At 56.2% G+C, this 26076-nt stretch carries 24 protein-coding genes; 9 read left to right on the top strand and 15 right to left on the bottom strand.

Annotated features, from left to right (window positions below):
* Nucleotides 1-97 precede the first annotated feature (97 nt).
* Nucleotides 98-1405, bottom strand: coding sequence for an aminotransferase class I/II-fold pyridoxal phosphate-dependent enzyme (locus JYG33_RS03050; RefSeq protein WP_207874254.1), 1308 nt, complete (start codon nt 1403-1405; stop codon nt 98-100).
* Between the two features lie 77 nt (nt 1406-1482).
* Here JYG33_RS03050 and JYG33_RS03045 point away from each other — a divergent pair, with 77 nt between their 5' ends.
* Both JYG33_RS03045 and JYG33_RS03040 read left to right on the top strand, forming a co-directional pair.
* Nucleotides 1483-2286, top strand: a complete 804-nt coding sequence (locus JYG33_RS03045) for a YggS family pyridoxal phosphate-dependent enzyme (RefSeq protein WP_153229967.1) — start codon at nt 1483-1485, stop codon at nt 2284-2286.
* Complete coding sequence (locus tag JYG33_RS03040) at nt 2283-2552, top strand: hypothetical protein (RefSeq protein WP_207874252.1); 270 nt, start codon at nt 2283-2285, stop codon at nt 2550-2552. Before JYG33_RS03045 ends, JYG33_RS03040 begins: the two co-directional genes overlap by 4 nt.
* A gap of 141 nt (nt 2553-2693) precedes the next feature.
* On the opposite strand, the gene JYG33_RS03035 is transcribed toward JYG33_RS03040, so the two are convergent.
* Together JYG33_RS03035 and JYG33_RS03030 are read right to left on the bottom strand one after the other, a co-directional pair.
* Nucleotides 2694-4010, bottom strand: a complete 1317-nt coding sequence (locus JYG33_RS03035) for an MFS transporter (protein WP_207874250.1) — start codon at nt 4008-4010, stop codon at nt 2694-2696.
* 268 nt (nt 4011-4278) lie between these two features.
* Nucleotides 4279-5418, bottom strand: coding sequence for an FAD-dependent monooxygenase (locus tag JYG33_RS03030; protein WP_207874248.1), 1140 nt, complete (start codon nt 5416-5418; stop codon nt 4279-4281).
* Nucleotides 5419-5833: 415 nt separating this feature from the next.
* Here JYG33_RS03030 and JYG33_RS03025 point away from each other — a divergent pair, with 415 nt between their 5' ends.
* The 7 genes from JYG33_RS03025 to JYG33_RS02995 all read left to right on the top strand — a co-directional run bounded on the left by JYG33_RS03025 (nt 5834) and on the right by JYG33_RS02995 (nt 13946).
* Entirely contained in the window at nt 5834-6313 is a 480-nt protein-coding gene (locus tag JYG33_RS03025) for a MarR family transcriptional regulator (RefSeq protein ID WP_207874246.1), read from the top strand.
* 79 nt (nt 6314-6392) lie between these two features.
* Nucleotides 6393-7556 carry an NnrS family protein gene (locus JYG33_RS03020; protein WP_207874244.1) on the top strand — a complete coding sequence of 388 codons (1164 nt, stop codon included), beginning with the start codon at nt 6393-6395 and terminating at the stop codon, nt 7554-7556.
* Between the two features lie 169 nt (nt 7557-7725).
* On the top strand, nt 7726-9651 hold the full coding sequence (locus JYG33_RS03015) for a PIG-L family deacetylase (RefSeq protein ID WP_207874242.1): 1926 nt from the start codon (nt 7726-7728) through the stop codon (nt 9649-9651).
* A 244-nt stretch (nt 9652-9895) separates the two neighbouring features.
* Nucleotides 9896-11329, top strand: a complete 1434-nt coding sequence (locus tag JYG33_RS03010; RefSeq protein WP_207874240.1) for a hypothetical protein — start codon at nt 9896-9898, stop codon at nt 11327-11329.
* A 301-nt stretch (nt 11330-11630) separates the two neighbouring features.
* Nucleotides 11631-12110: a hypothetical protein gene (locus JYG33_RS03005; protein WP_207874238.1), complete on the top strand. Its 480-nt coding sequence runs from the start codon at nt 11631-11633 to the stop codon at nt 12108-12110.
* A 54-nt stretch (nt 12111-12164) separates the two neighbouring features.
* A complete protein-coding gene (locus JYG33_RS03000) occupies nt 12165-12776 on the top strand; it encodes a superoxide dismutase (protein WP_207874236.1) in 612 nt (203 codons plus the stop codon).
* A gap of 234 nt (nt 12777-13010) precedes the next feature.
* Nucleotides 13011-13946 (top strand): helix-turn-helix transcriptional regulator, encoded by a 936-nt coding sequence (locus tag JYG33_RS02995; RefSeq protein WP_207874234.1) that lies wholly within the window; start codon nt 13011-13013, stop codon nt 13944-13946.
* Nucleotides 13947-13992: 46 nt separating this feature from the next.
* Here the strand turns inward: JYG33_RS02995 and JYG33_RS02990 are convergent, their stop codons facing one another.
* The 12 genes from JYG33_RS02990 to JYG33_RS02935 form a co-directional block, all read right to left on the bottom strand.
* Nucleotides 13993-15102: a class II histone deacetylase gene (locus JYG33_RS02990; protein ID WP_207874232.1), complete on the bottom strand. Its 1110-nt coding sequence runs from the start codon at nt 15100-15102 to the stop codon at nt 13993-13995.
* An 88-nt stretch (nt 15103-15190) separates the two neighbouring features.
* A complete protein-coding gene (locus JYG33_RS02985) occupies nt 15191-15832 on the bottom strand; it encodes an ABC transporter ATP-binding protein (protein ID WP_207874230.1) in 642 nt (213 codons plus the stop codon).
* A gap of 127 nt (nt 15833-15959) precedes the next feature.
* Entirely contained in the window at nt 15960-16904 is a 945-nt protein-coding gene (locus tag JYG33_RS02980) for a ZIP family metal transporter (RefSeq protein WP_207874228.1), read from the bottom strand.
* 265 nt (nt 16905-17169) lie between these two features.
* Nucleotides 17170-18711: a GTPase gene (locus JYG33_RS02975; protein WP_207874226.1), complete on the bottom strand. Its 1542-nt coding sequence runs from the start codon at nt 18709-18711 to the stop codon at nt 17170-17172.
* On the bottom strand, nt 18711-19973 hold the full coding sequence (locus JYG33_RS02970) for a GTPase (RefSeq protein ID WP_207874222.1): 1263 nt from the start codon (nt 19971-19973) through the stop codon (nt 18711-18713). Before JYG33_RS02970 ends, JYG33_RS02975 begins: the two co-directional genes overlap by 1 nt.
* 15 nt (nt 19974-19988) lie before the next feature.
* Complete coding sequence (locus JYG33_RS02965; protein ID WP_207874220.1) at nt 19989-21152, bottom strand: benzoate/H(+) symporter BenE family transporter; 1164 nt, start codon at nt 21150-21152, stop codon at nt 19989-19991.
* Between the two features lie 98 nt (nt 21153-21250).
* Nucleotides 21251-21526, bottom strand: coding sequence for a muconolactone Delta-isomerase (gene catC / locus JYG33_RS02960; RefSeq protein ID WP_207874218.1), 276 nt, complete (start codon nt 21524-21526; stop codon nt 21251-21253).
* A gap of 38 nt (nt 21527-21564) precedes the next feature.
* Nucleotides 21565-22368 carry a 3-oxoadipate enol-lactonase gene (gene pcaD / locus JYG33_RS02955; protein WP_207874215.1) on the bottom strand — a complete coding sequence of 268 codons (804 nt, stop codon included), beginning with the start codon at nt 22366-22368 and terminating at the stop codon, nt 21565-21567.
* A complete protein-coding gene (locus JYG33_RS02950; protein ID WP_207874213.1) occupies nt 22368-23045 on the bottom strand; it encodes a 3-oxoacid CoA-transferase subunit B in 678 nt (225 codons plus the stop codon). The genes pcaD and JYG33_RS02950 overlap by 1 nt, the downstream gene beginning before the upstream one ends.
* A gap of 26 nt (nt 23046-23071) precedes the next feature.
* Complete coding sequence (locus JYG33_RS02945; RefSeq protein WP_189393034.1) at nt 23072-23767, bottom strand: 3-oxoacid CoA-transferase subunit A; 696 nt, start codon at nt 23765-23767, stop codon at nt 23072-23074.
* Nucleotides 23768-23898: 131 nt separating this feature from the next.
* Nucleotides 23899-24834 (bottom strand): catechol 1,2-dioxygenase, encoded by a 936-nt coding sequence (gene catA / locus JYG33_RS02940; protein WP_207874210.1) that lies wholly within the window; start codon nt 24832-24834, stop codon nt 23899-23901.
* 66 nt (nt 24835-24900) lie between these two features.
* Nucleotides 24901-26076, bottom strand: coding sequence for a muconate/chloromuconate family cycloisomerase (locus JYG33_RS02935; RefSeq protein ID WP_207875715.1), 1176 nt, complete (start codon nt 26074-26076; stop codon nt 24901-24903).

The raw sequence follows: 26076 nt of genomic DNA, 5'->3' as shown, positions 1-26076 counted from the left end.
GCCCATAAAAATAGCGCCCCCTTTTCTAGCTGAATGGGTGGGCGCACGGTATAGAGTTCACTATCTTGCTACTTCGCCAGAAGCAGCAAGATAGTGACTAATAACGCTCTTGCAGTACCTGGGCTAAATCCGTCGCAAAGCGCTGCGCGCCTTTGGCATCCAGATTGGCAAAGCTGACTCGCAAACCTTGGGCTGGATTGCTGACACCAAACACTTGGCCGGATCTTACTAGCCAGCCCCTTGCGGCTAAACCAGCCAATACAGGTTCGGCTTCGCGGTCCAGAGGAATCCACAAGTTGAAGCCTTCTTCGCTATCCCAAAAAGGAATGCTTTGCTTTTTCAGGGCCTGCATCAAATCCGCGCGGGCTTGCACATAAGCGGCTTGCGCCACACGGGTCTGCGCCTTGATATCCGCATCCGTCAGCCCATGCACGACCATTTGCTGCAGTAGATGACTGACCCATTGCGCACCCGAGGCCAAGCGCTGTGACAAGCGCTCGCTGGTCTGCAGATCAGAGGCTACCAAAGCAACGCGCAAATCCGGGCCCAAACCTTTGGATACCGAGCGGATCAAGGCCCAACGCAAATGATCAGCGGGGATCACATTGCGATAAGGGCTGCTGGCCAACATCCAGAAATGGTCATCAATCATCAAGAGCAATTCGGGATAGTTCTTCAGAATTTGCTCGATCTGCTTGGCGCGCGCCCGACTCAAGGAACACCCCGTAGGATTATGCGCACGCGGTGTCAAAATCAACGCACGCAAACCATCCTCCAGGGCCTCTTCCAAGGAAGCAGGCACAATGCCCTCGCTATCCACCGCAATGCCTACCGGTTTGTAGCCCAGCGTATGCACCGAGTTGATGCTATTCAGATAGCCAGGGTCTTCAATCCCGACTTTATCGCCTGCCAGCAAAAAGGCTTGCAGCAAACGCTCGATCGCATCGACTGCCCCGTAGCTGACGTGATAATCCGTTTCCAGAGGAGTGTCTTTATGGAACACCTGCTGGCACACCGCACGCAGTTCAGGCACCAAGGGGTCCGCACCGTACAAGGCCTGGGTCTGGCCGCGCACGCCTGCTGTCAGTTGTGTCGGTGCGGGCAAATACGCCAGCGCCGGATTACCACTGGCCAGATCCTGCAGAGCCGAGCTGGCTCCATGACCTTCACGCGCCAGCTCCCGAATGGTTTCGCGAATACGCGTGCCACGACGGCCTTGCGCATCGGCCACGCCCGCTGACACCAAACGCTTATAAGCAAGTGCGACGGTGTTTCGGTTCAATCCCAGTGTTTGGGCGAGTTCGCGTACCGGCGGCAAGACCTGTCCCGGAGCAATACGCCCCAGCGCCACTTGCTGTCGGATATCATCGAAAAGTTCCTTCGCATTGCTTCCCTGGATATTCATTTTGACCTATGACATAATAGTTTATGCGCGACCCGCAGGGTCGAGTTTATCTTTTTTTTCTTCCTTACTGGTGCGCCATGTCCGAATCCGCCCCTGATCTACTTCACACCGAGCATTATCCCACCTCCACCAGTGTAGAGGCATTTCGGGAACGCATTGCCCTGGTACAACAAAGAATTGATGCTGCCTGCGTACGTTACGGTCGTGCCGCTGGTGATGTGCGTTTGCTGACGGTCAGCAAAACCTTCGGGATTGACCGTATCCGCCTGGCCTATCAAGCCGGTTGCCGCCTGCTGGGCGAGAACAAGGTGCAAGAGGCCGAAGGCAAGTACGAGGCCCTGCGCGAAGAGCTGCCGGATTTGGAATGGGCTGTTATTGGACACCTGCAAAGCAATAAAGCCAAGTCCGTTGCACGCTTTGCATCCGAATTTCATGCGCTGGACAAGCTCAAAACCGCTGAAGCACTGGATCGCCGCCTGCAAATTGAAGGCCGCAGCCTGGACGTCTTTGTGCAGGTCAACACCTCCAGCGAGGACAGCAAATTCGGTTTGCCGCCCGAAGAAGTGCACGCGTTTGTGCGCGAATTACCACAGTTTTCTGCCTTGAAAGTCAAAGGCCTGATGACCCTGGCCTTGATGGACGCAGACCCCGAACGGGTACGCCCCTGCTTTGCCCTGCTGCGCAATTTACGCGATCAGCTCCGCAACGACATTCCCCACGCTGAAAACATCCGTGAGCTGTCCATGGGTATGTCGGGTGACTATGAAGTCGCTATCTCCGAAGGCTCCACGATTGTGCGCGTTGGACAAGCCATTTTTGGTGCACGCGCCACGCCCAACAACTTTTACTGGCCCGTCTCTGATACGGCAACAACATCATGAATCCATTACGCCTGATCCTCCGCCAAAACGGCAAAGAAGTCGGCCATTTTGAATCCAGCCCCTGCTGCCCACCCGAGCAACTGATTGCCGTGGCCCGACATCTGATGACGCTGCCCGACAGCGAACTGGAGCTGCAACAAGCCCAAGGTGAACACCGCATTCTAGACAGCGGCCCACATGGCTTGCGTGTTCTAAGCGCTCAAGTTCTGTATGAAACCGTAGATTTGCAAGCCTGGCTGCAACAAGGCAGCAAAGTTACTGCCTGAACCTGATCGGTGATCGGCCACAAGCCCGCCACCCTGGTTCGGCAAAGCGGCGTACCCAAGACGCCGCAACCATAAAAAAACATACCCGGCTGTTAGCCGGGTATGTTTTTTGTGTTTCAGACCACAGGAGCAAACAGCGACTTAGCGGTTTACCTGTTTGGCAGGCAAGGCGTAAGCCAGCAAGCAGCTCACCATCAGGCTACCCGCAAACAACCACAAAGCGGCGCTGCCCGAGCCTGTCAGGTCGGTGACCCAACCAATCAGGGAGTTGCTGACCAGACCAGCAATATTGGCCAAGGAGCAAGCCAGAGCAAAACCGGTTGCTGCAGCAGTGCCTTTCAGGAAGGTGGCTGGCAAGCTGAAGAACACAGGCACGGCACCCATGATCACTGCCGACGCCACCGTGAAGGCCAGAACCGTCAACCAAGCATGGTGCGCCACAAAGGTACTGGCAACCAGCGCAATCGCTCCGATGGTCAGCGGCACAATCAGGTGCCAGCGACGTTCACGCCGACGGTCCGAACTGGCACCAATCATCAGCATCCCCACCACACCGGCCAGAGAAGGAATCGCTGTCATCAAACCAATCTGGAATGGATCTTGCACACCAGCCGCACGAATAAAGGACGGCATCCAGAAACTGATGGAATACGTACCCAGCAGGATGGAGAAGTCGATCCCACCCAGCATCCACACTTTCAAGTTGAAGAAACCATCTTTAAAGCTGTGTTTGACGCCCTTGCCTTCGGCATCGTCGGCAGCCAGATCCGCCGCCAAACGGGACTTTTCCTCGTTGTTAAGCCAATGCGCAGACTGATAGTTATTCGGCAAAGCCCAGAAAGTCAGGATACCGAGCAGCACACTAGGAATGGCTTCCAAGAGGAACAACCACTGCCAACCGCGCCAGCCATTCATATGGTCAAAGTGACCAATAATCCAGCCGGACAAGGGGCCACCAATCACGCTGGACAGGGGCAAACCAATCATGAACAAGGCAATAATCTTGCCGCGTCGGTAGGTCGGGAACCACAAGGTCAGGTAATAGAGCACGCCTGGCAAGAAACCGGCCTCTGCCGCACCCAGTACAAAACGCAAAATGTAGAACTGCGTTGGCGTGGTGACAAACATGGTCAGGCCAGAGAGCAGGCCCCAAGTAATCATGATGCGGGCAATCCACAACTTGGCGCCCACACGTTCCAGAATCAGGTTGCTGGGTACTTCAAACAGGATGTAGCCCAGGAAAAACAGACCGGCACCCAAGCCGTAAGCCGTCTCGCTCCACTGCAAATGGTCGAGCATCTGCAACTTCGCGAAACCGACGTTGATTCGGTCCAGATAGGCGGCCAGATAACAAAAGCACAGGAATGGGATCAGACGCCAGACGATCTTCTTATAGAGATCTCCGTTTCCGTCCCGGCCTGCAGGCACAGCCGTGGGACTTTGGATGGATGAATGCACCTTGTATATCTCCGGATAATTATTGGTATGCCTGGTGAACCAGAAAACTGCCTAAAAACAGCGCCTGACAGAACACAGCAGGGCCCTGAACGCGTCCGCATTCCCCCCAGTGGGTTGCAGACCGTTTACAGATGAAGAATGACGTATCAACGGTGACCCCCGATCAGGCGGGCCTTCTCTAGCGAGAGGCCGCGCCCAGAACCGGGACCCGATCAGATTGCTACGGCACAGATCCCGGATCGCTCCCGGGTTCTGCACCTTACGCGGCTTAGCTGGACTTCAAGTCCTGACCGTACAGGTCGTAGCCGTAAACCCAGGCCGGATCTTCTTGCGTGCGCAGGAAGGTATTGGCGTTGGAGACGGACTGAACACGAGTCGCGCGCTCTTTGCGGTTGAGTTCGTACAAATCAAAGGCCGTACGGAAGTCCGACAAGCCTGTCTCTTGCAAGCAGCGTGTCAGCATGGCGGCGTCTTCAATGGCCATGCACGCCCCCTGAGCCATGTGAGGCTTCATGGGGTGACATGCGTCGCCCAACATCACCAGACGGCCACGGCTCCACAAAGGCAGCGGATTACGGTTACGCAAAGGCCACTTGGTAATGCTTTCGGTCGATTTGATCAAATTCTGAACCGTGGAATGATAGCCTTCAAATGCGGCCAGCATCTCTTCTTGCGAGCTGTCTACATAAGCACCCTGGAAATCCCAGGCCGGATGGGGCACACCCGTCACAAAGTAGTATTCATCACGCTTGCCCGTGGTGTAGTACACCATCATGTGGCGGTCGTCTGTCCACCATTTCACACAGTCTTCAAACTCATCGGCAAAACGGGCCAGATTTTCACCACGGATCAGGGCACGGTGTGCAACCCAGCCGCTGTAAATAGGATCTTCCACGCCCAGCAAGGTTTCGCGAATCTTGGAGTGGATGCCGTCGGCACCAATCACAATGTCAGCGGTCACGCTGGTGCCATCAGCAAACTCCAGCAGCACGCCCTCTTCGCGTTCCACCAGGTTTTGCAAACGCTTGCCAAAGTGCACGGTGCCAGGCTTGATGCTGTCGATTTGCAAGGCATGCATATCACCACGGTGTACGGTGATGTAGGACGCGCCGTATTCTTTCTTGGCAAATTCGCCCAAGGGGATACGGGACATGTAGTCGCCCGTCTCACCATCACGACTGAACCAGAAGTCGGGGTGCGAGCCCATATCGTCCAGTGCTTTTTCCAGACCCATGCGGCGGAAAATTTTCATCACGTTGGGGCCTACGTGGATACCGGCACCCAAACGCGAGAATTCTGGCGCCTGTTCAAATACTTCTACCTCAAAGCCTGCTTGCTGCAACAGAGTCGCCGCAGCGGCTCCGCCAAGACCGGCCCCTACAATCGCAATCTTGACTGTTTTTTCCATCGTTAGCTCCAAATCACGGCACTCATTAAAAGTGCTCACCACATGTTTTTTAGTAGTGTACACACTAAGTTTAAGCATGAAAACAGGTGATTGAGCTAGGGTTTATACCTACCTTAAGTAAATTTAAGCACCTTTATAAATGATGAAAAACTCCTATTTATTTAAATAATATCAATAAGATATAAATAAAAATCAAAACAAAATCGGGCCTTGAATATCTAAACATCAAATTTATCTGACTTTCAGATTTAACAGTGTGTAGACTCATTTATTGCGGTGCACACCCTAAGAACCCAAATGCTTTAAATGCGAAAGAACTGATCTGGATCAGGCTGGATTCCTTCCCTGCACAGGTATACTTGCCCGGTTGTTACACGCAACTGGCCTGCCCATTCAACAACAAGACAGAAAGACTATGCAGCCTACCTCCCCCTCATCCGCTCCTCAAACCTTGTCCTACGATGTCACCGAACAAATCGGCCACCTGCTGCGCAAGGCGGGTCAGCGGCACACGGCCATCTTTCAGCACTACGTGGGCGACAACCAGCTAACCGCTATTCAATTTGTGACGCTGTGCGCCTTGCGCGACCACGGCCCCAGCTCTCAAACAGAGCTGGTCGAAGCCACGGCGGTTGACCAGGCCACCATACGGGGCATTATTCAACGACTGAAGTCGCGCGACCTGATTGAACTGGCGCCGGACAAGGACGACCGCCGTAAAGTCATTGTGGAACTGACCCAGGAAGGTTTGGACCTGCTGGACCGCGTCATTCCTCGTGCCCATACCATCAGCGAACTGACCATGGGCAATCTGAACCCCGCAGAACGCGTAGCTATCGTCTATTTATTGCGCAAAATGATAGACAGCACGCTGGAAATATCCGACAAAGAATAAGGCCAAGCATCGTTTTAAGAGACTATGTTTTATTCGGCCTTTAAGATATATTTAAAATACATCTTATAACTGATCTGCCATGACTCCTCTGACTGCCTCCCCTGCCTCTACCCGCCCAGAATGGCGCGCATTCCTGGAACTGGGATTTCGTCCCCTTTATCTATTAGCCACACTCTGGGGCGCAGCCAGCATTGCGCTCTGGCTCTATACCCCCGGCTGGCTGGCCAATACGGCTATCCCTTCCCTGTACTGGCATGCCCATGAAATGCTCTGGGCCTTTATTGGCACCATTGCTGTCGGCTTTTTGCTAACGGCCAGCGCGACCTGGACCGGCCAGCCTACCTTGCGCGGGCCCTCTTTAGGAGCCTTGTGCCTGATCTGGATTCTGGCCCGTTTCAGCTTTCTGCTTCCCAATGGGGCGATAGCGGCACTGCTGCTGGATGCCCTGTTCTTCGTCATTGCTGCCGCTGAACTGGCCCGCGTCATCTTGATCGCCCGGAACAAGCGCAACTACGGTATTCCAGTCGCCATGTTGGCCCTGGGACTAAGCCACGCCCTGTTCATGTACAGCCTGATTCAAGGCCAGGACCCCATGCCCTACTTCTATAGCGGCTTTTGGACCATGGGGCTGATTACCTTGCTGATCGCTCGCCGCATCATCCCCTTCTTTGCCATGCGTGCTCTGCCTGGCTTGAGCCTGCCTGCTCAAACCCGCAGTGGCCATTGGCAAATGGGCTTGAGCGCCATCGCAATTGTGCTGTCGCTGACACCCTGGCGTTTGCCCTTGGCCATTATCCTGGCCGCTTTGGGTTTGATCGCTTGCTTCCAGTGGTGCCGCTGGCAACCCTGGGCCAGCCGCAACACCCCACTTTTATGGATTCTATATCTGGGCTATGCCGGTCTGGCAATAGGTTTGCTCAGCGCTGCGGCTTATGAAGCAGGCTGGATTCTGCGTGCGGCCTGGCCGGTGCATATAGTGGGTCTGGCCGGATTCAGCATCATGATTATTGGCATGCTGACCCGCACCGCTCTGGGTCATTTGGGCCGCCCTTTGCGTGCTACGCCCAAAGTTGTCCTGGGTTATGGCCTTCTGATTGCCGCCTGTGTGTTGCGCTTGCTGGCCTTGATTCCCAGCAGTTGGAGCCTGCCCCTGCTGCATGCGGCTGGCTTGTGCTGGATTCTGGCCATGCTCAATTACCTGCATCAGTTTGCCCCCATGCTCATTCGTCCCAGAATGAACTGATCGCGGCATCGGCGCCACACTTTACGATACAAAGTCCCTGGCGCCATTTATGTTTATTTTCTGCCTGACAGTGCCTGCTTATACTAAGCAGGCACGTTGCTTTCACCCTCTGCAAGCAACGCGGGACGGATCGTTCTGATCCTTGTTTATCCGCGCTCTCCTCCCCTCCATGCCTCTTGCCTCCCTGGCCCTCACCACCTTGAAACGCATTCTGCTCGGCGGACTGTGTGCTTTGCTCTTGCCACTTTCTGCCCATGCGGCCGATGCCTGCCATGGCAGCCGGGATCTGGTCGTTGTGGGCCATATGGATGACGACCTGCTGTTCATGAACCCGGACCTGTCCAGCAATATTCAGGCAGGTGCCTGCATGCAGGTTCTGTATCTGACCGCCAGCGAACGCAAAGGCGGGCTGGAGTATATGTACAGCCGCGAGCAAGGGGTGCGCGCCGCCTATGCTTATATGGCGGGGCTGGTCAATGAGTGGCAGCAAACCCGCTTGATGGTTGGCAGTGCCTCGATAGCGCAATTTACCTTGCGAGCCAGACCCGGCATTCAGCTTAGCCATTTGCGTCTGCAAGACCCGTGGCTGGGCCCCGGCTGGGGAAGCCTGACTCCTTTGAGCCGCGCAGAATCCGTACCCGGCCAAACCGTACAAACACTGGATAGCCCGCAACAGACGCTGAACCGCGAGCAGTTGGTTCAAACGCTGGCCGCCTTGATACGGCTGTACCGTCCCACCAGCGTTCGTTATCTGGATGACACCAACCCGGTCCCTTACACCCAGCTATGCTGGCGCTGTACCGGCCATGGGCACCCGGACCACATTGCCAGCGCCCGTCTGGTTCGGGAAGCCATGCTGGCCGCCCCCGGCAATTACGCACAGATTGGTTATGTGGATTACCCCATTCAAGAACAGGCCAGTAATCTGACCTTGAATGAAATTCACAGCAAGACCGAGATTTTTCGGCGCTATGCCTGGCACGATCAGCATGCCTGCAAAGGCCCGGCGGTGTGTCAGGAACCGGCTGGCCCGGCTGCCGCCTGGGTGCAACGCAGTTACTACAGCAGCCGTGCCGACTATCCCGCCAGCTTGCTCAGTGATCGCAACGGCCAGCTCAGTTTCTTCGCCTCTGGCGAGCAAAACGACGCGATCAACCAATGGGATTTGAGCGAACAACGCTGGACGACCTTGGGAGGACGCACGGCCGATGCCCTTAGCGCCTTCCAGTACCCGGATGGCAGCCCCGGCCTTTTTGCACGCGATGCCACCGGGCAGGTCTGGGTCAGCCGATCTCCTGATGAGGATGACTGGCTGGCGTGGCAAAAAGTCCCCGGCCCCCGCGTCTTGCACACTCCGATGGTCAGTCGCCATGCCAGTCAAGCCCTTGCCATGGGAACCGACGGGCGTTTCTATTGGAGTGCGGCCCGTCAGCCCGATTACGGCTGGAGCGCGTGGCAAGCGCTGCCCCTGCTGGACCAGGCGGCTTATCCCGCCACGCTTAGCGTAGACAAGCAAGGACGCGCCCATGTGTACGCCAGCAATCTGCAAGGCCAGCTCTTCCAGACCCAGCAACAAAAGGACTTGAAATGGCAAAGCTGGCAAGCGATCCCCTCTGCGCCTATTAGCGGTGGGCTGGCCTCTATCTTGAATGCGGAAGGCGGTATTGAGCTGTATGTGCGCGACCGCCAAAGCCAGCACTTGCTGCGCCTGACACAGAACAGCAGCGACCGCACCTGGTCACGGCCACAGAACCTGGGCTTGCGCTATGTCGGTGTGCCCGCGCTCAGCCTGGATGAGCAGGAGCAAGTCATCGTGGCTGTCCAGCAAAGTCCGGGCGGTGCCATCATGCTGGTCGATAAAGGCCATGTGTACGAAGTCGACAAACAATCCGCCTCCCAACCCGCGCTGTACAAGCTGGGCAACACGCTGTATCTGGCCAGTCGTCCTATCGGACCTCAGCAACAGTATCGATTGCTGGAACGTCGTCATGGCAAATGGGTACAAGTGGCCCTGACGCCCACGCCCCCACCCGGAGGAGGACAGTCTTTTAGCGAGGCTCCCGCCTTCATTACCCAACCCTATGTGCAACCGTGAGACGTTCGCCCCGCTTTAAAAAGTAACAAAGTACGCAAGCGCCACTCTGGCGTCCACCTCCTCACCGGGCCAATAAGCGAATCCAGTTATTGATCCAAGCCCAGCCTCTGGCACCCAAGTAAACGCCACTACCGTAGTATCTTGTTGCAACAGCGTGCGCCTGCCCTCTCAGCTCCAGTACAATCGCCCGCTAGCGGCCTCCGGCTTATCGGAGCCTTACTCTTTTAGCGAGTCTTCAGAGATCATGAAGCCAACTACCTTATTTGCTGCCCTGCTGGGCGTTGTCATCGGTGCCGGTGGCGCCATTTATTACGCCAAAAACGTACCCACTCCAACAGGCAGCAGCCCAGTCAGCGCCCCCAGCACACTGGGTGCCGCTCAGACTTTGACCTTGGGCCAATCCGTCTCGGGCGAATTGACCAGCAAGAGCTTTTTGAACCTGAGCGACGGCGTACGCAGCAGCTTGTTTGACGTCAAGGCTGAAGCTGGCCAGATCATCAAGATCAGCGTCAGTGGCCCCCTGCGCCCGCAAATCAGCGTGCTGCGCAATGGCGAGCTGGTGACACGTACCCAGCGTTGCGAAGATTGTCCTGACAGCGAAACCAAAGGCCAGGCCACCACATTGGGCTTCAAGGCCGACTTTAACGACACGTACCAAGTGGTCGTCAGCGGCTTCAACACCAGCGCCTACGGTCCTTTCCAAGTCAATGTAGACACACTGAAAGCCTACACGGGCGAGCCTTTGACCCAAGACCAGACTATTCATGACTGGGCACTGGGCGGCCAAAAGCGCTACCGCCTGAATATCGACAAAGATGGCTTGTACAGCCTGGCCATGAAGGCCGAGCAAAACAGCCTGGATGCCTATCTGAAACTGATGGATCGTCGCGGCATGGAACTGGCCTCTGATGATGACAGCGGCGGCGGCACCGATGCCCGCCTGCAGGTTTACCTGAAAGCAGGTGAATACATTGTTCAAGCCAGCTCGGCCATGGGCGCACAGAACTTCCAGGGCGGTTTCTCGCTGGAAATCAAACCGGAAGAGATGACTGGCGAAATCGAACTGAAAACCGGCGACAGCCTGAGCCTGGATGGCGACGGTAAAACCGGCTTGTTCACCGGCGAGACCCAAACCTACAGCTTCACCCTGTCCGAACCCAAGCTGGTAACGGTGCAAATGGACGCCCAAGGCTTCCAGGCCACGATGGAAGTGGACTCCAACAGCGCCAACCAATACGGTGACGAAGCAGGCCAACAGCGCGTACGTAGCGTGCTGGCCGCAGGTGACCACACCGTGAAGATTTCCGGCTCCAACCAGGCTGGCCTGTTTGTGCTGGCAGCCTCTAGCGATGATGTGCCTGCCAACGCCGGTGGTGGTGTGATCCGTGTGGGTGAGCCTCGTCAAGCGCTGATGCTGCAAGGCATTACCAGCGACAGCTACACGCTGAACGTGCGTCAGGCAGGCAGCTATGTCATCGACATGACTTCCCCCACCTTTGACACCTACCTGACCCTGCGTAAAGACGGCCAAACCGTGGCAGAAGATGATGACAGTGGTGGCGATCTGAATGCCCGCCTGGAAGTTCAGTTGGAAGTGGGCGAGTACGAAGTCAAAGCCATGTCCCTGGGCAGCTATGACCAGGATATGGAATACGAGCTGTCGGTGAAGCGTCGCTAAGACAATTCCGACACTTTGAGATCAAGGCTGAAAGCTTCCAGGCTTTCAGCCTTTTTCTTGTCCAACCCGTTCCAAACCCTTGACCTGAAGCAAGAGTCCGGCGACTTCAGGGTATACACCTAAAGCGCTTTCCTTACAGCCCAAAGCCGCGACAACACTGGCTTTCAGCACTTCCCGCCCCCTCTTTCCCCGGCACGTTTGATCTGCTTACGATTTGCTTTTTAGATTCCCTTGATAATATAAATGCAAATCATTATCATTAATTTCATTATTGATGCGCTACCTTTATCAGGAGCAATGCATGCAGACACTCACACAACAGCCGCAACTCGCCCTGACCCAGCGAGACGAATTGGCCTCCTGGCGCAATTTGATCACTCAGGGAAACCAGGCTTTCCAATCCCACAATTACACCGATGCCATCGCGCACTACCAACAAGCGCGCGCTTATGTAAAACCGCTGCTCTTTGGCTCTGGCGAGGGTGCAGATGCCACGATAGCCGCCTGGGTGATTGCTCACCTGAACCTGGCCGATGCCTGCGAGCAATTGGGACAAAGCGATGAGCAAGGTCTGCACCTGTGTACCGCACACGAAACCCTGTGCTGCGCTGCCGCCAATCCGCGCCTGACGGATGACTGGCGCATGGCCGCCTGGCAGCACAGCCGCCGCACCTACGCCGAGCTGGCCCGCTACGCGCGCCGCTATCCCCATCATGTCCCTACCTGCTCGGCCCTGTTCTTGGGAGCCGTCAGCCCGCAGGAACGCTCTTTTTCTCATTAAGTTTCATTCTGTCCCCCAGGCTGCTGTTGTCTGGGGTTTATCGAGGAGTGCGTTTTGTCTTACACCCTACCTGCCCTACCCTATGCCTACCATGCTCTGGAGCCTCATATTGATACCCAGACCATGGAGATTCACTACAGCAAGCATCATCAGACCTATATCAATAATCTGAATGCGGCGCTGGAAGCGGCTGGCTTGCCTTGTCCACCGATTGATGAGCTGGTTGCCGGGCTGGATACGCTGCCCGAGTCCGTGCGCAATGTGGTGCGCAACAATGGCGGTGGCCATGCCAACCACAGCCTGTTCTGGACAGTCATGACGCCTGATGCGGATACAACGGTGCCCAAGGATCTGGCGCATGCGATTGATCGCGATCTGGGTGGTTTTGAAGCCTTCAAGGATGCGTTTACCAAAGCCGCTATCTCGCGATTTGGCAGTGGCTGGGCCTGGTTAAGCGTCACGCCCGAAAAGAAGCTGGTGGTAGAGAGCACCGGCAATCAGGACAGCCCCCTGATGCAGGGCAATACACCGATTCTGGGTCTGGATGTATGGGAACATGCCTACTACCTGAAGTATCAGAATCGTCGGCCTGAATACATTGCAGCCTTTTTCAATGTGATTAATTGGCCTGAAGTGTTGAGACGCTATCTGGAAGCGGTCAAGTAAGACAGCCTGACTGCGATCGTGGCCGTGTTCTCCGGGTTTGAAGAGACACGGTGAAGCCACCTGCTCTGTCACCCGATCAAGACAACCCTCCGCCACGGAGGGTTCTTGTTTTTTGGGACCAAGCTAAAGAACCGGCGTCATCCTGTGACCTGGGTTTGGCCCGATTGCGCGCTCAAGCACCACACGCTATGTTGGTAGTTAGCGCCCTTAGCAAATTCTTCCTCAGGCCCCACCATGTTGAGTCTCTGCGACCGTATCCAATCCCTACGTACGCTGTTTCACTTCGATGCGGTGCAGCTTCTTGGTTGCGCCCCGCACAGCCGTACTCATCTGGAGCTGCATTGCGAGGGCTATAACATGAAGTGTGCCTCGGCCTTGGGGACCGGCTTTCCGCAGATTTACGCGCCGGGCTTTACGGCACAAGCCTCCCCTCAGGATTTGCTGCCACCGTCCATCTCCGAATGCTCGGACACCATGAATCCCCCCTTTCGCAGCACCGCCATTTACACGGATGCCCTGCTGCGCGGTGGTTTCCAGGACGGGATGACGGTAGAGCTGCAACGGGGCGATGCTTATCTGGGGATGATTCACTTTTCTTCCCAGCAAGCCGGCCGCTTCAATCGCCATGTGCGCACACTGGCACTGGGCGCCAAAGTATTGCTGGAAGACGCCATGCAGAATATGGCACCACCCAACGGCATCGTGCTGCATCTGGTGCCGCAAGCAGGTGGGCTCGCCTTGCGCGAAGATATGGCAACACACGCTTCAGCCTTCAGCCCCGCCCTGGCCAAAGCCCTGTCCTTCATGCGACAGGAGACATCCACATTGCAGGCATTCTGGCTGGAAGGAAAACGCAGCTATCGATTGCAGGCGCAGCGTTTTCCAAAGGGAGATGTCCTGGTCAGACTTGTGCCCATGGCCTTGCCCGCTGCATTAAGCGCCAAGGAAATCCAGGTATTGGGCTGGCTGATGACGGGCTATACCGACCGGGAGATCGCCGCCAGTCTGTTTCTAAGCGAACGCACGGTGCATTCGCATGTGACCTCTTTGCATCGCAAGCTGGGGATTACTCGTCGAACAGAGGCGGCGGTCAAGGCCGCGCTTAATCATTGGTATGTGCCTGATGCGCATGGTGCCATCCTGGCAGCCGTGCCCGGACTCTCCCACTGATGGGGCGAAGTCCAGGCACCGCTCAAACTACACCGCCAGGAAACGATTAACGCAAATCGCTTAGCAAAGCCGCAGCCTCGTCCACGCAAGCACGTTCGGCATCCAGCAACGTGTCACCCCCCATACCACCCAGAAACTCTGCATAAGGGTCCGCCAAGCTGCGTACACCCGTCAGTTCCTCGATAACGGCCTGACCACAAAACGGCAGGTAGTGCGGGCTGTAGCCCCCTTCCTGCACAAAGGCAATGCGGCCTTCGCACACATCCTGGGCGCAATCGATAATCTGACGCGCCATCTGGCGAAAGCCCGAAGCGGTCACCATCATGCGAGCCAAGGGGTCCATCATGCTGGCATCAAAGCCGGAACCCACGATGATCAATTGCGGCTTGTAAGCACGCAAGGCAGGCAGCACCACTTTTTCCATGGCATAGCCGTAGGCCGCATTCCCGCCGCCAGGTGGCAGTGGAATGTTCAGGTTGTAGCCCAGGCCCTCGCCTTCACCACGTTCGCTGGTGAAACCACTTTGAGCCGGAAAGCACAGATGCTGATGCAAAGAGATCGTCAATACGGAAGGATCATTCCACCAGATGTCCTGGGTGCCATTGCCGTGATGCACATCCCAATCCACAATCGCGACACGGTCCAGCCCCAGCTCCTCACGCGCATACGCGGCGGCCACCGACGTATTGTTGAAAATGCAGAAACCCATTGCTCCGGCACGGGGAGCGTGGTGGCCCGGCGGGTTCACCAGCGCATAGCCATTGCTGACTTCCCGGCTGACCACTTGCTTGACCAGCTCAATCGCACCACCCGCGGACAGCATGGCAATTTCAAGACCGCCATTGCCCATGGTAGTGATGCCGTCACCCGTATCGCCCCCGGTCGGCAAGGCGCTGACCCGTTTCATATTCGCCAAATGCTCTGCGGTGTGAACACGCAAAATATCCTTGTCGCGTGCAGGTTTGGCCTGGATGGTGGTCAGGTGATCAATCTGCCCGGATGCGCAGACCAGTTCGTGAAAGCGGCGCTTGGTGTCCGGGTGGGCCAGATGGTGACCAATCGGCTGTAAACGAGCCCCCAGATTGGCCGAGGCCAGACTGCCCGTCCCAGTGTCTACCCAGCCGTAAAGCGTGTTCCAAATATATCCTGTTGCCATGTCGTCTCCTTTATTTTGGTTTGCTTGGCAGAACCATAGTAGAGAGATGGACAGGTGAAAGAATCCGTAGGATTGCCGAATTTGTGGCTTAGACGTGCCCGGTAATCTGGGATGAGGCACCCAGGTCAGCAACATTGATGGTTTGCGCGTCACAAGCCTGTACCAGTTCGAAATCGTAGCTGGCAAACAGCACGACGCGATCCTGAGACCAGATATTGAACTGTTCAGCCAGAGCACTGCGAGCCTGCGCGTCCAGCCCATTGCTAGGGCCGTCTGCAATGATGACAGCCGGATTTCCCAGGGCAGCCGCCGTCAGAAAAACCTTGCGGCGCGTCCCTGTCGACATCTGTTCAAAGCGCTTGTCCAGATGCGGCACCAGCCCCAGCCTGTCGGCCAGATCCAGCGCGGCCTCGTCCACCCTTGTGTTCTTTTCAGACGCGACTTGCTCCAGCAATCCACGCCCAGTCTGTGACGGGAAGAGCATGCAATTATCGGGAACATAGGCCATACGGGCCCTGGCTTGCCGTGGCGCTTGTGCCAATGAATGCCCATCAATCCAAACCTCGCCCGCATCCGGCTCGATCAGGCCCGCAATAATGTTGAGCAAGGTGGATTTGCCCGTGCTGTCTTCTTCACAAAGCGCCACACATCCAGGCTGGAAAGTATGAGTCAGCCCCTGAAATACGGGGTAGTCGCCATAGTGTTTACTGAGATTGTCGATGCGTAGCATGCTGGAACGTATTGATAAGGTGAAGGATTGATTCGCAGGTGGGCTTCAGATAGTTTGAAGCCTCTCCTGCGCCGGTTTTTGCCAGCGGCAGGAAAGGCTTGATTTTAGCCTACGCGAAACAAAGCTCTTATCCCAACGCGGTATCCAGCAACATCATCAGTACAAAGCCAATCATCAAACCGCCCGTCGCAAAGGTTTCGTGTCCTTGTCGGTGCGATTCCGGGATGATTTCGTGGCTGATCACAAACAGCATGGCACCGGCGGCAAAGCCCAGACCAAAGGGCAACAGCACCAGCGAGCTGCTGACGGCAACCGCGCCCAGCACGGCGCCTATCGGCTCGACCAAGCCACTGGCCATACCCAGGAGAACGGAAAAAGTACGGCTATAACCGGCTGCCAACAAAGCCAGCGCAACAACCAGGCCCTCGGGTACGTCCTGGATGGCAATACCGGTGGCCAGTGCATTGGCGCGCACGCCTTCATTACCGACATAACCCACACCAATAGCCAGACCTTCAGGGAAGTTGTGCAAGGTAATCGCGATCACAAACAACCAGGTGCGACGCAGCTTGGTAGACGAGGTGCTGCCGGGGCCTTCGCGCCCTTTGATGAAGTGTTCGTGAGGCAAGATACGATCCAGCAACATCAAAGCCGCCGCACCTAACAAGATAGCCAGGCCAACCGCCGAGCCTGCACCCCAGGCACCGCCCCCAAATACCTGCTGGTTTTCTGCCGCTTCCAGGCCGGGCAACACCAGCGAGAAAGCACATGCCGCCAACATCACCCCTGCCCCAAAGCCGTACAAGGTATCTTGCGTACGCTGCGACATGGTTTGGGAGAACATCACGGGCACCGTACCCAGTGCCGTTGCCAGCGCAGCGATTGAACCGCCGACCAGAGCCTGCAAGACCACCGGGTGATCCTGCGCATAAAGCCAGAACTGATGACAGAGGGCCCAGACGCCCCCCATGGAGATGATTAATCCAACCCACAGGCGCAGATGTTGGCGCCAGTTAGGCGAAGTTCCCTTAGCGGGTAAGAAGTAGTGGCTTGTTTTCGGTTTCATAGCCATGCGCCCCAGAAAATTACGCTATCCCAGGATGCCCGGTACAGACGCAAAGAGCCGTAAAACGGCTCTTTGCTAAGGCATGGATGCTGTACAAATCATCATAGCGACTTCATCTTCGATTTAAAACATAAATATCGAAATGCTAACAATTCTCATTAGCATTTCAACAAATAAGCCACAATCTGCGAAATCAACACGGGTTTTTGACGGCTAGATAAACTACGTTTCTCTACTCTACATGATCTTGTAATACCGAAACATCGATACTTCAAGCTATGTGCAATTGATGCTTGATCGCCTCCAGGGATTGCGCCTGTTCGGCCACCGCATTTTCCAGTTGCAGCAGTTCTTGCCTTACCTGTTCCAGACTGTGCTCAGCCTGCTCGACAAGCGGCTCGGCCAAAGCTTGGGCGCTGTCCATAATCACATCATTCAGGCTCATATACAGACGGTTGTAGTCAATCAGGGGCGCTTGCCCTTCTTCCTGCTCCTGAAAGACTTCATAGCCAATATGGGCAGGCACCATCAGCGTGGGTGCAGCAGGCTGTATCAGTTGATAATTGCTCAGCAGAACCTGGCTTTGCGCTGCCAACTCTTGCGCTACGCTCTGCCCAAGCTCGGCACGCACGGCCGCCACATCCTGCTTGGCGGCATGGGCTTCCAGCACCGTAGGCAATTGCGGCACAACACGACGCCAGGTGCTTTCTGTCAGAGTTTGTACGGCCCCTTGCAGCAAGGCCGTTTGCTCATCAATACGCTGACGCAATTGGGCAGCCGCTTGTTCCAGGGTTTGCGTCAAGGGGCCAAGTATGGCCTCTTCAATATGGTGCAACTGCAATTCGGCCGGTTTGCGTTGCTTGTAAGCCAAGGCCGGTCCCAATAGATCCTGGACTGCCAGATACAGGCGCTCGAAACCCGCCTGCTCCAGCCCCTGCACGTCGTCCTGCTGGCTACGCGCCATATGCACGGACAAGGACACCGCGGGTTTGAGCAGATCACTACCAAGGCCCCAATGGTTCAAGGCCTGTGCAGCGCGAGTCATTACATCTTCTTCCTGCAACTGGCGGTTTTCTACCGTTTTATTGCACAGAACTTTAACGATCTCGTCATCGATCTCATCTTCTTCAATGCGATCGCTACGAGTGATAACCGGCAATAAAGGCTTGTTGCGACGCAGCTCCACCAGCAAATCACCCAGCTCCTGAACTTGCCCCGGCGCACTGGAACTGCTTAGCCACAAAAGCGCATCGGTACTTTCCAGAAACTGCTGCGTCAAAGCAGCATTATGGGCATTGGCCGAGTGCAGGCCGGGGGTATCCAGCAAGACCAGTTTTTCGCCCAGGCAAACTCCTTGCAAAGCCACCGTCGTTTCCGTCGCGCCTTCCTGAAACCCTTCAGGCATAGGCTGTATCTGCCCATCCGCCAAGCGGAAGAAATCCACGCTCTGCCCTTGCCGCCGAAACCGATCAGCCAGGAAATTGCATAACGAGCTTTTACCAGCGTTAAAGGAGCCAAACACCAGCAGCATGATGCGATCCCGGAAGCGATCCGCCAGATCCTGAGCCGGTGCCAGCGCAGTCCAGGAATCTGCCCAACTCTCGCGCTGCTGCTGCAATTGCTGATTCAAATGCCGGGCACTCTGCGCCAAGGCGCCCTGCTCGACCAGCGCAGTACCGGTCAAGGCTTGGGCCACGGTCGTCTGGCCCAGATCCACCAGCCATTGCTCCATCTTGGCAATAGCAGGCTGCATATCCTGACTGGCAGGATTCAGCGCCGCAACGGCCTGGATAAACGAGCGTTCCACCGACATTACGCATGCTCCAATGTGGACAGACCTTCCAAAGCCTGACGTGTTTGCTCAAGCTGGCTCTCGGTGAGCTCAATCTGCTTTTCCAAGGCAACGCGGCCGTCCGAGACTTCAAAATAATGCGTGAAGTCCTGCACCAGCTTGTCGCGTCCGGCCTGCTCGCAGAAGATGCGGCGTAGATCGGCACGGTACTTCACGGACACGCCCATCACCGCGATCATGACGGTATCCATGCTGCGTACCGACGTACGTTGAGCGGCAGGCAGGCCTACGGCACCGTATTCCACCAAGTGTCCGTTAATGGCGATACACGCACGTGAATAGGCAATCTGCAAACGAGCGCGCTCCTGCTTGCCCGCCGTCATCTTGAAACCTAACTCAAAGGTATCGGGCACCAGGGAATGGTCTACACCGGGTGCATTGATCACCGGCTGCAAATCAGTCTCTATCCCTTCCAGAATCTTGCTCAGGCCTTCAATAAAATCAATGCGCTGCTGCTTTTGTGTCTGCTGCAAACTGTTCAGGCTGTGTTCCTGTGCTTGCTGCAAGGCATTGAGCTCTTGTGTCAGTTTAGTCAGCAAGGCTTCACGCTCAAATTCGCGCGCTTGCGGCACACGCTGCAAAGCGGCTGCCAAGGAAGCCTGCAAAGCGGGAATACCGCTTTTTTCCAGCATGCGTTGCTTGGCGCCTTCACGACCCTGGCGATAGCGGGTGCTGGACACAGGGTGCAAGGTCGCACTGGCGCACTGCTGCTGAATCGCTGTCAGCACTTTGTCTTGTTGAGCATCATCGGCCAACTGATCGATCTGGCTGATCACAATCAGGTTCTGGCGCTGCGAACGTTGATGATCTGCCGCCAACTCTTGCAGCAAATTGCTTTCCAGTGCATCCAGTTCGCCCTCTTTGGCGGCGTGCACGAACAAGCGAATATCTGCCTGCAAACCCATGGCTTCACGCGCTAGGGCATCGTCTTGCAAGGCGACATCCGCATACAAGCCGGGGGCATCCAGCCAGCGCACGCCTTCGTGCACATGCTCGGCCAAAGCCACTGTTTCACGGCGATCCGCGACGTTAAACACATCGCTGCCCATCAGCTCGTTCAACAAGCGGCTTTTGCCGTGATTGTATTTACCGACTACGGTCACCGTTGGCGGCACATTCAACTGCAAGAGAACGCGCAAACGATCCAGATCCCAACGGCGCTGTGGCAAGACGGCCAAGACAGGCTCTAATACATGGTCAAGGGATTCAGCCAACTGATTCATAGTCTCTTCCTTTTTTCACTTATGTCTGGAACCCAACAAGCGGTAGGCCAACAGGCCAAACACGACGCCCCAGAATGCGGCGCCCAGTCCAAACAAGCTCATACCTGATGCGGTCGTTAAAAATGTGATGACCGATGGCTCTATATAGCCACTTTCGCTGACCATCACCCGCATATTGGCCACAATGGCCCCTATCAAGGCCAGACCCGCCAAGGCTGCAATCAGCGACGCGGGCAAGGCGGTAAATAAATACACAATCGAACCGGCAAAGGTTCCGCCCAGCAGGTAAAACACGCCATTGGCAATCCCGGCGACATAGCGTTTGTCGGGATCAGGATGGGCGTCTTTTCCTGTACACAAGGCCGCCGTAATGGAGGACAGCACAATAGTGATGCCACCAAAACAGGCCACCAGCATCGATGCCAGGCCGGTCCCCGCCAATACGGGTCGCGATGGCGTGGGATAGCCTGCCAACTGCAACACCGCCATGCCCGGCAGATACTGCCCCGTCAAACTGACCAGGACCAACGGCAAGGTCAGGCTAAGCAAAGTGGCGATATTGAATTCCGGGCTTACCCACACCGGGCTGGCCAATTCCAGCTTGAAGGCCTCCATATGGACTTGCCCGCTGGCCATGGCCATCACAAATCCCGACAAAGCCACCAACACAATCGCGTAGCGCGGCAAAAACCGTTTGCCCAGCAAATACACTGCAAACATCACCAGCACAATGGCAGGCATATCCGTACTGGACTTGAAGGTCGCCATACCAAACTGCAGCAAAATACCGGCCATCATTCCCCCGGCAATGCCTTTGGGGATGAAGGAAAGAATCTTTTCAAAACCGCCCGTCAAACCAATGACGACAATAATCAAGGCTGCGCTGAGATACGCCCCCACCACTTCAGGCATGGAAATCTGGGGAAACAAGGTCAGCAACAAAGCCGTGCCCGGTGCTGACCAAGCCGTAATAATGGGCAGCTTCAAATAGGCACTAAGGAGCAAGCCGCTCAAGCCTGAACCGATGGAGATCGCCCAGATCCAGGAGATCAGCTCCGCATCGGCAATCCGTCCAACTTGTGCAGCCTGAATAAAGATCAGCAACGGCCCGGCGTACGCAATCAACACCGACAAAAATCCGGCTACCCAGACCGACGCCGATCCACTTTTCAATCCCATCTTCTTGTCTCCCCAGTCTTGTTCTTTGAATTCTCAACTTTACTCGTTGCTCAGGCTGCGCTGGGACCGCAACCTGAGTTTTTTACTGCGAGTGAAACTTAAATGGCCGAAGGGTGCGTGGCCAACGGTGTCACGGTGATCTGCATGTACGGGAACAAGGGCAAGGCACTGATCACGTTGTGCAGCTCTTCATTGCTTTCCACATCGAACACGCTGTAGTTGGCGTACTGCCCCACCACACGCCACAGGTGCGGCCATTTGCCCGAGCGCTGCAAGTCCTGCGAGTAGGCTTTTTCTTCAGCCTTGATGCGCGCCGCTTCTTCGGCAGGCAGGGAAGCAGGAATATCAACAATCATGTGAACCAGATAAAGCATGGTGTTCCTTTCTAAAAACGACAATCAAGCTCAGGCACTCAGGCCTGGGCTAAAAAACTCAATACAGCACGCTCGAAGGCTTCGGGTGCTTCCAGATTGGACAGGTGCGACGCTGGTACCACCGCCACTTTCGAGCCAGGAATGCTGGCCTGCATGGCTTGGGCATCGGCAACGGTCGTGACCGGATCCCACTCGCCTGCCACCAACAAGGTCGGCGCGGTAATACTCTTGATCTGATCGCGCAGATCCGAATCGGCCAAGGCATCGCAGCAAGCGGCGTAACCCAGGGGGTCCAGCTTGGCCAGACTGTCCTGCATCGCTTTAACCAGCTCGGGCGACTGCTTGATGAAGGCCTCCCCAAACCAGCGCGAAGGAGCCGACTCTGCCAGCGTACGCATCTGCGCGGCACCACCTTGGCGCAGAGCGTCAGCCCGCTCTTGCCAAGCCTGGGCAGTACCAATCTTGGCGGCGCTATTGCAAACGATCAGGGCATTCAAGCGCTCAGGGGCATTGACGCCCAACCACAGGCCGGTATGACCGCCCATGGACAGGCCACAAAAAGCGGCACGTTCAATATCCAGCGCGTCCAGAATCGCCAGCGCATCGCGCCCCAAATCCTTGAAACGATAGGGGCCGGGAGTCACCGGGCTGCCGCCATGACCACGGGTGTCATAGCGAATCAGACGATAGGACTTCGCAAAACCTGCTACCTGCGGGTCCCACATTTCTTGCGTGGTGCCCAGGGAGTTGCTCAGGATCAGAGCGGGAGCCAGCGGATCACCTTCCACGCTGACGCGGAACATGCCTCGCTCGGTATTCAGGGCGCTGGGGTTGACTGTCATTACTCTTCTCCCTGTGCAGCCGCTGCAGCAGGCATAGCAATGGGCAGGCCAATCATTTCTTCCAGTGCTTCGTGAGTCAAACCGGGCACCAGATCAATCAACTGCAAGCCCTCTGGCGTGCACGCCAGCGTCGCCAGATCGGTATAGACACGTTTGACGCAAGCCAGTCCGGTCAAGGGGTAGCTGCATTGCTCAACCAGCTTGCTGACGCCTTGCTTGGTCAACACATCCATCATGACCCAGGTCTGTTTCGCGCCAATGGCCAAATCCATCGCACCACCCACAGCCGGAATCGCGCCGGGTTCACCCGTGCTCCAGTTGGCCAGATCACCTGTCGCCGACACCTGAAAAGCGCCCAGCACACAAATATCCAGATGGCCGCCACGCATCATGCCAAAGCTGTCGGCATGATGGAAAAACGCACCACCGGGCAGCAGCGTCACCGCCTGCTTGCCCGCATTGATCAAATCGTAATCTTCCTGGCCTGCTGCCGGTGCCGGGCCCATGCCCAGAATACCGTTTTCGCTATGCAGCACCACTTCCACACCCGCAGGCAAATGGTTGGCTACCAGGGTAGGCATACCAATGCCCAGATTCACATAAGCACCGTCGTGGATGTCCTGCGCGACGCGTTGTGCCAATTCATCTTTACTGCGGCGCTGATAAGTAAGCGTCATGCTGTCCCCCTTCATGCTCTGTCCGTTCATGCCTTGAACCCGCCTGCTTCGGTGCGACTGCGTGGCACCACCACCACGCGACGCACGTGAATGCCCGGCGTCACAATGGTTTCAGGGTCCAGTTGACCCAGTTCAGCCAGTTCAAACACGCTGGCAATCGTGGTGCGAGCCGCGGTCGCCATGACCGGTCCGAAGTTGCGCGCCGCCATGCGGTAGGTCAAATTCCCCCAACGGTCCCCCCGCTCGGCTTTGATCAGGGCGACATCTCCATGAATAGGTTCTTCATAGACATGCCAGCGGCCATTGATCAATCGTGTTTCTTTGCCCTTGGCCAGTTCTGTGCCATAGCCTGTCGGGCAGAAAAAGCCACCGATACCCGCACCGGCGGCGCGCAATCGTTCGGCCAGATTGCCCTGAGGCACCAACTCCAGCTCGATCTTGCCGCTGCGATACAAGTCATCGAATACCCAGGAATCAGCCTGACGGGGGAAGCTGCAAATAATCTTGCGTACCCGGCCCGTCTTGAGCAAAGCCGCCAGCCCCACATCGCCATTACCCGCGTTGTTGTTCACGATGGTCAGGTCACGAGCGCCTTGCTCGATCAGCCCATCGATCAACTCTGTGGGTATGCCAGCCGTTCCAAAACCACCGACCAGAATCGTGGCGCCGTCCTGCACATCCTGCAAAGCCTGTGCAACACTGCTTACCTGTTTATCGATCACTCCGTTCTCCGTATAAAGCACTGACGCTACGGATGAGCTGTCTGAACAGCCCTTACGTCAGGCACAGCAAAAACGAGTCAGTCCAGGGCCCGGCTTGCACAACAAGCACAGGCGCTGGACTGAAGCAAAACTTAAGCCGCCAGACGTGGACGATTCACGATCTGGTTGTCCTTGCCTTCCACCAGCGGGGTCAAGGAAATATCAAACACGATCTCTGCAAAAGGACCATCCAGGTTCTCGGCAGCGATACGGGCAGGATCGGTGTGCTCGGTCAGTGGTGGAACCAGACCATCACGGGTGGCGTAAGCGAAGTCGTCGTACACCAGTGGATCACCGTCGATATTGATCTGCGTGGTCAGCTTGCGGTGGCCAGGAGCCGTCACAAAGAAGTGAATATGCGCAGGACGGTTACCGTGACGACCCAGCTCGTTCAGCAGGCCTTGGGTAGGACCATCCGGAGGACAGCCGTAGCCCTTGGGCACAATGCTCTGGAACTTGTAGCGACCGTTTTCATCGGTAATGATGGTGCGGCGCATATTGAAGGGTTGTTGCTCGCCCGTAGGGTCAAAGTGCGAGTAAAAACCTTTGGTATTGGCGTGCCAGACTTCAACCTGTGCACCCGGAATCGCCTTGCCATCCGCACCCACCACCACACCGTGCATGATCAGGGTTTCACCAGCCGTATCGGAACCGTCGTCCAGTCGAACAAAACCTTGTGCCACAGGAGCACCCGACACGTACAAAGGACCTTCAATGGTACGTGGCGTACCGTTGTCCAGACCCAGCTCCTTGTCCATGGCGTCCATGCGCATGTCCAGGAAACGGTCAAAACCAAGACCGGGAGAAACCAGACCGGCTTCGCTGGCCGTACCCAAACGGTTCAGGTAAGCCACGGCTGCCCAGTACTCGTCGTTGGTGATTTCCAGATCTTCAATGGTCTTGAACAGATCGCTGATAATGCGGTACATGATCTGCTTGACGCGTGGATTGCCACCGGGCTGATCCAGACCAGAAGCCAAACGCAGGAAGTCCTGTACATCGGGGGTATCAAAAATTTTAACGCTCATTCTGTGTCTCCTAATATCCTGAAAAGTGTTCCAAGCAAGGCCAGTGCTACCGACCTCTTATTTTGACTAGGCAGCCGAACCCACACTGACCTGCGTCCTGTCACGGCGGAAATACTGAACACGATCTTCGTCCAGTACGATACCCAAACCGGGCCCTTGCGGTATCTGTAATTCAAAATTGCTGTAGTTCAGTGGCTCTGCCAGGATTTCCTCGGTCAAGAGCAAAGGCCCGAACAGTTCTGTGCCCCACTGCAACTGATTCACCGTGGCGAACACATGGGCAGCGGCAATCGTACCGATTGCGCCTTCCAGCATGGTGCCGCCATACAATTCAATACCAGCCGCTTCGGCAATTGCCGCCACTTGCAAACCGGCACGCAAACCACCGGACTGTTCAATCTTGATGGCGAACACATCCGCCGCGCAGTCACGAGCCAGCGCAAAGGCGGAGGCCGGGCCAGTCAGGGATTCATCGGCCATCAGGGCAATCGGGAAACGGCCTTTCAGATCCGCCAGCGCATCGGCACGTCTTACCGGTTGTTCCACCAGGGAACAGCCTGCATCGACCAGACCGGCCAAACCATGCTGAGCCTGCAAAGGACTCCAGGCCATGTTCACGTCCACACGCACTTCAGCGCGGTCGCCCAGGGCTTTTTTAATGGCCGCCACGTGTGCCACATCATCCTTAACCGGGCGACGACCAATCTTGAGTTTGAAAATACGGTGACGAGCCTGCGCCAGCATGCGCTCGGCTTCATCAATATCTTTGGCGGTATTACCCGAAGCCAGTGTCCAGGCCACCGGCAGGCTGTCGCGCATGCGGCCACCCAGCAAGTGCGACACCGGCAGACCAGTACGCTTGCCCAAGCCATCAAACAGCGCTGTTTCTACTGCGCTCTTGGCAAAGCGGTTATCCTGAATCGCCGTATTCAAACGGGCCATGATCGCAGGCACCGCATTGGCATTAGCGCCCAGCAGCAAAGGGGTGAAGTACGTGTCTATGGCCAGCTTCATGCCTTCGGGCGATTCGGCGCCATAAGCCAGACCACCAATGGTCGTGCCCTCGCCCACACCCACCGTGCCGTCCGAACAGTACAAGCGCACCAGCATCAAAGTCTGGCCTTGCATGGTCGTCATCGCCAATTGATGAGGACGGATCGTAGGCAGATCCAGCAGCAAAGTCTCCACCCGTTCGATCAGGGCTGGAGCTGCTAATAGTTGAGAAGATCGCGTGTGTTCCAT

It is taken from the genome of Alcaligenes sp. SORT26 (assembly GCF_017377875.1).
In the GTDB taxonomy this organism is placed as follows: Bacteria; Pseudomonadota; Gammaproteobacteria; order Burkholderiales; family Burkholderiaceae_B; genus Alcaligenes; species Alcaligenes parafaecalis.
Note: the sequence above shows the minus strand (reverse complement) of the source record. Positions and strands in the feature narration are given on the sequence as shown.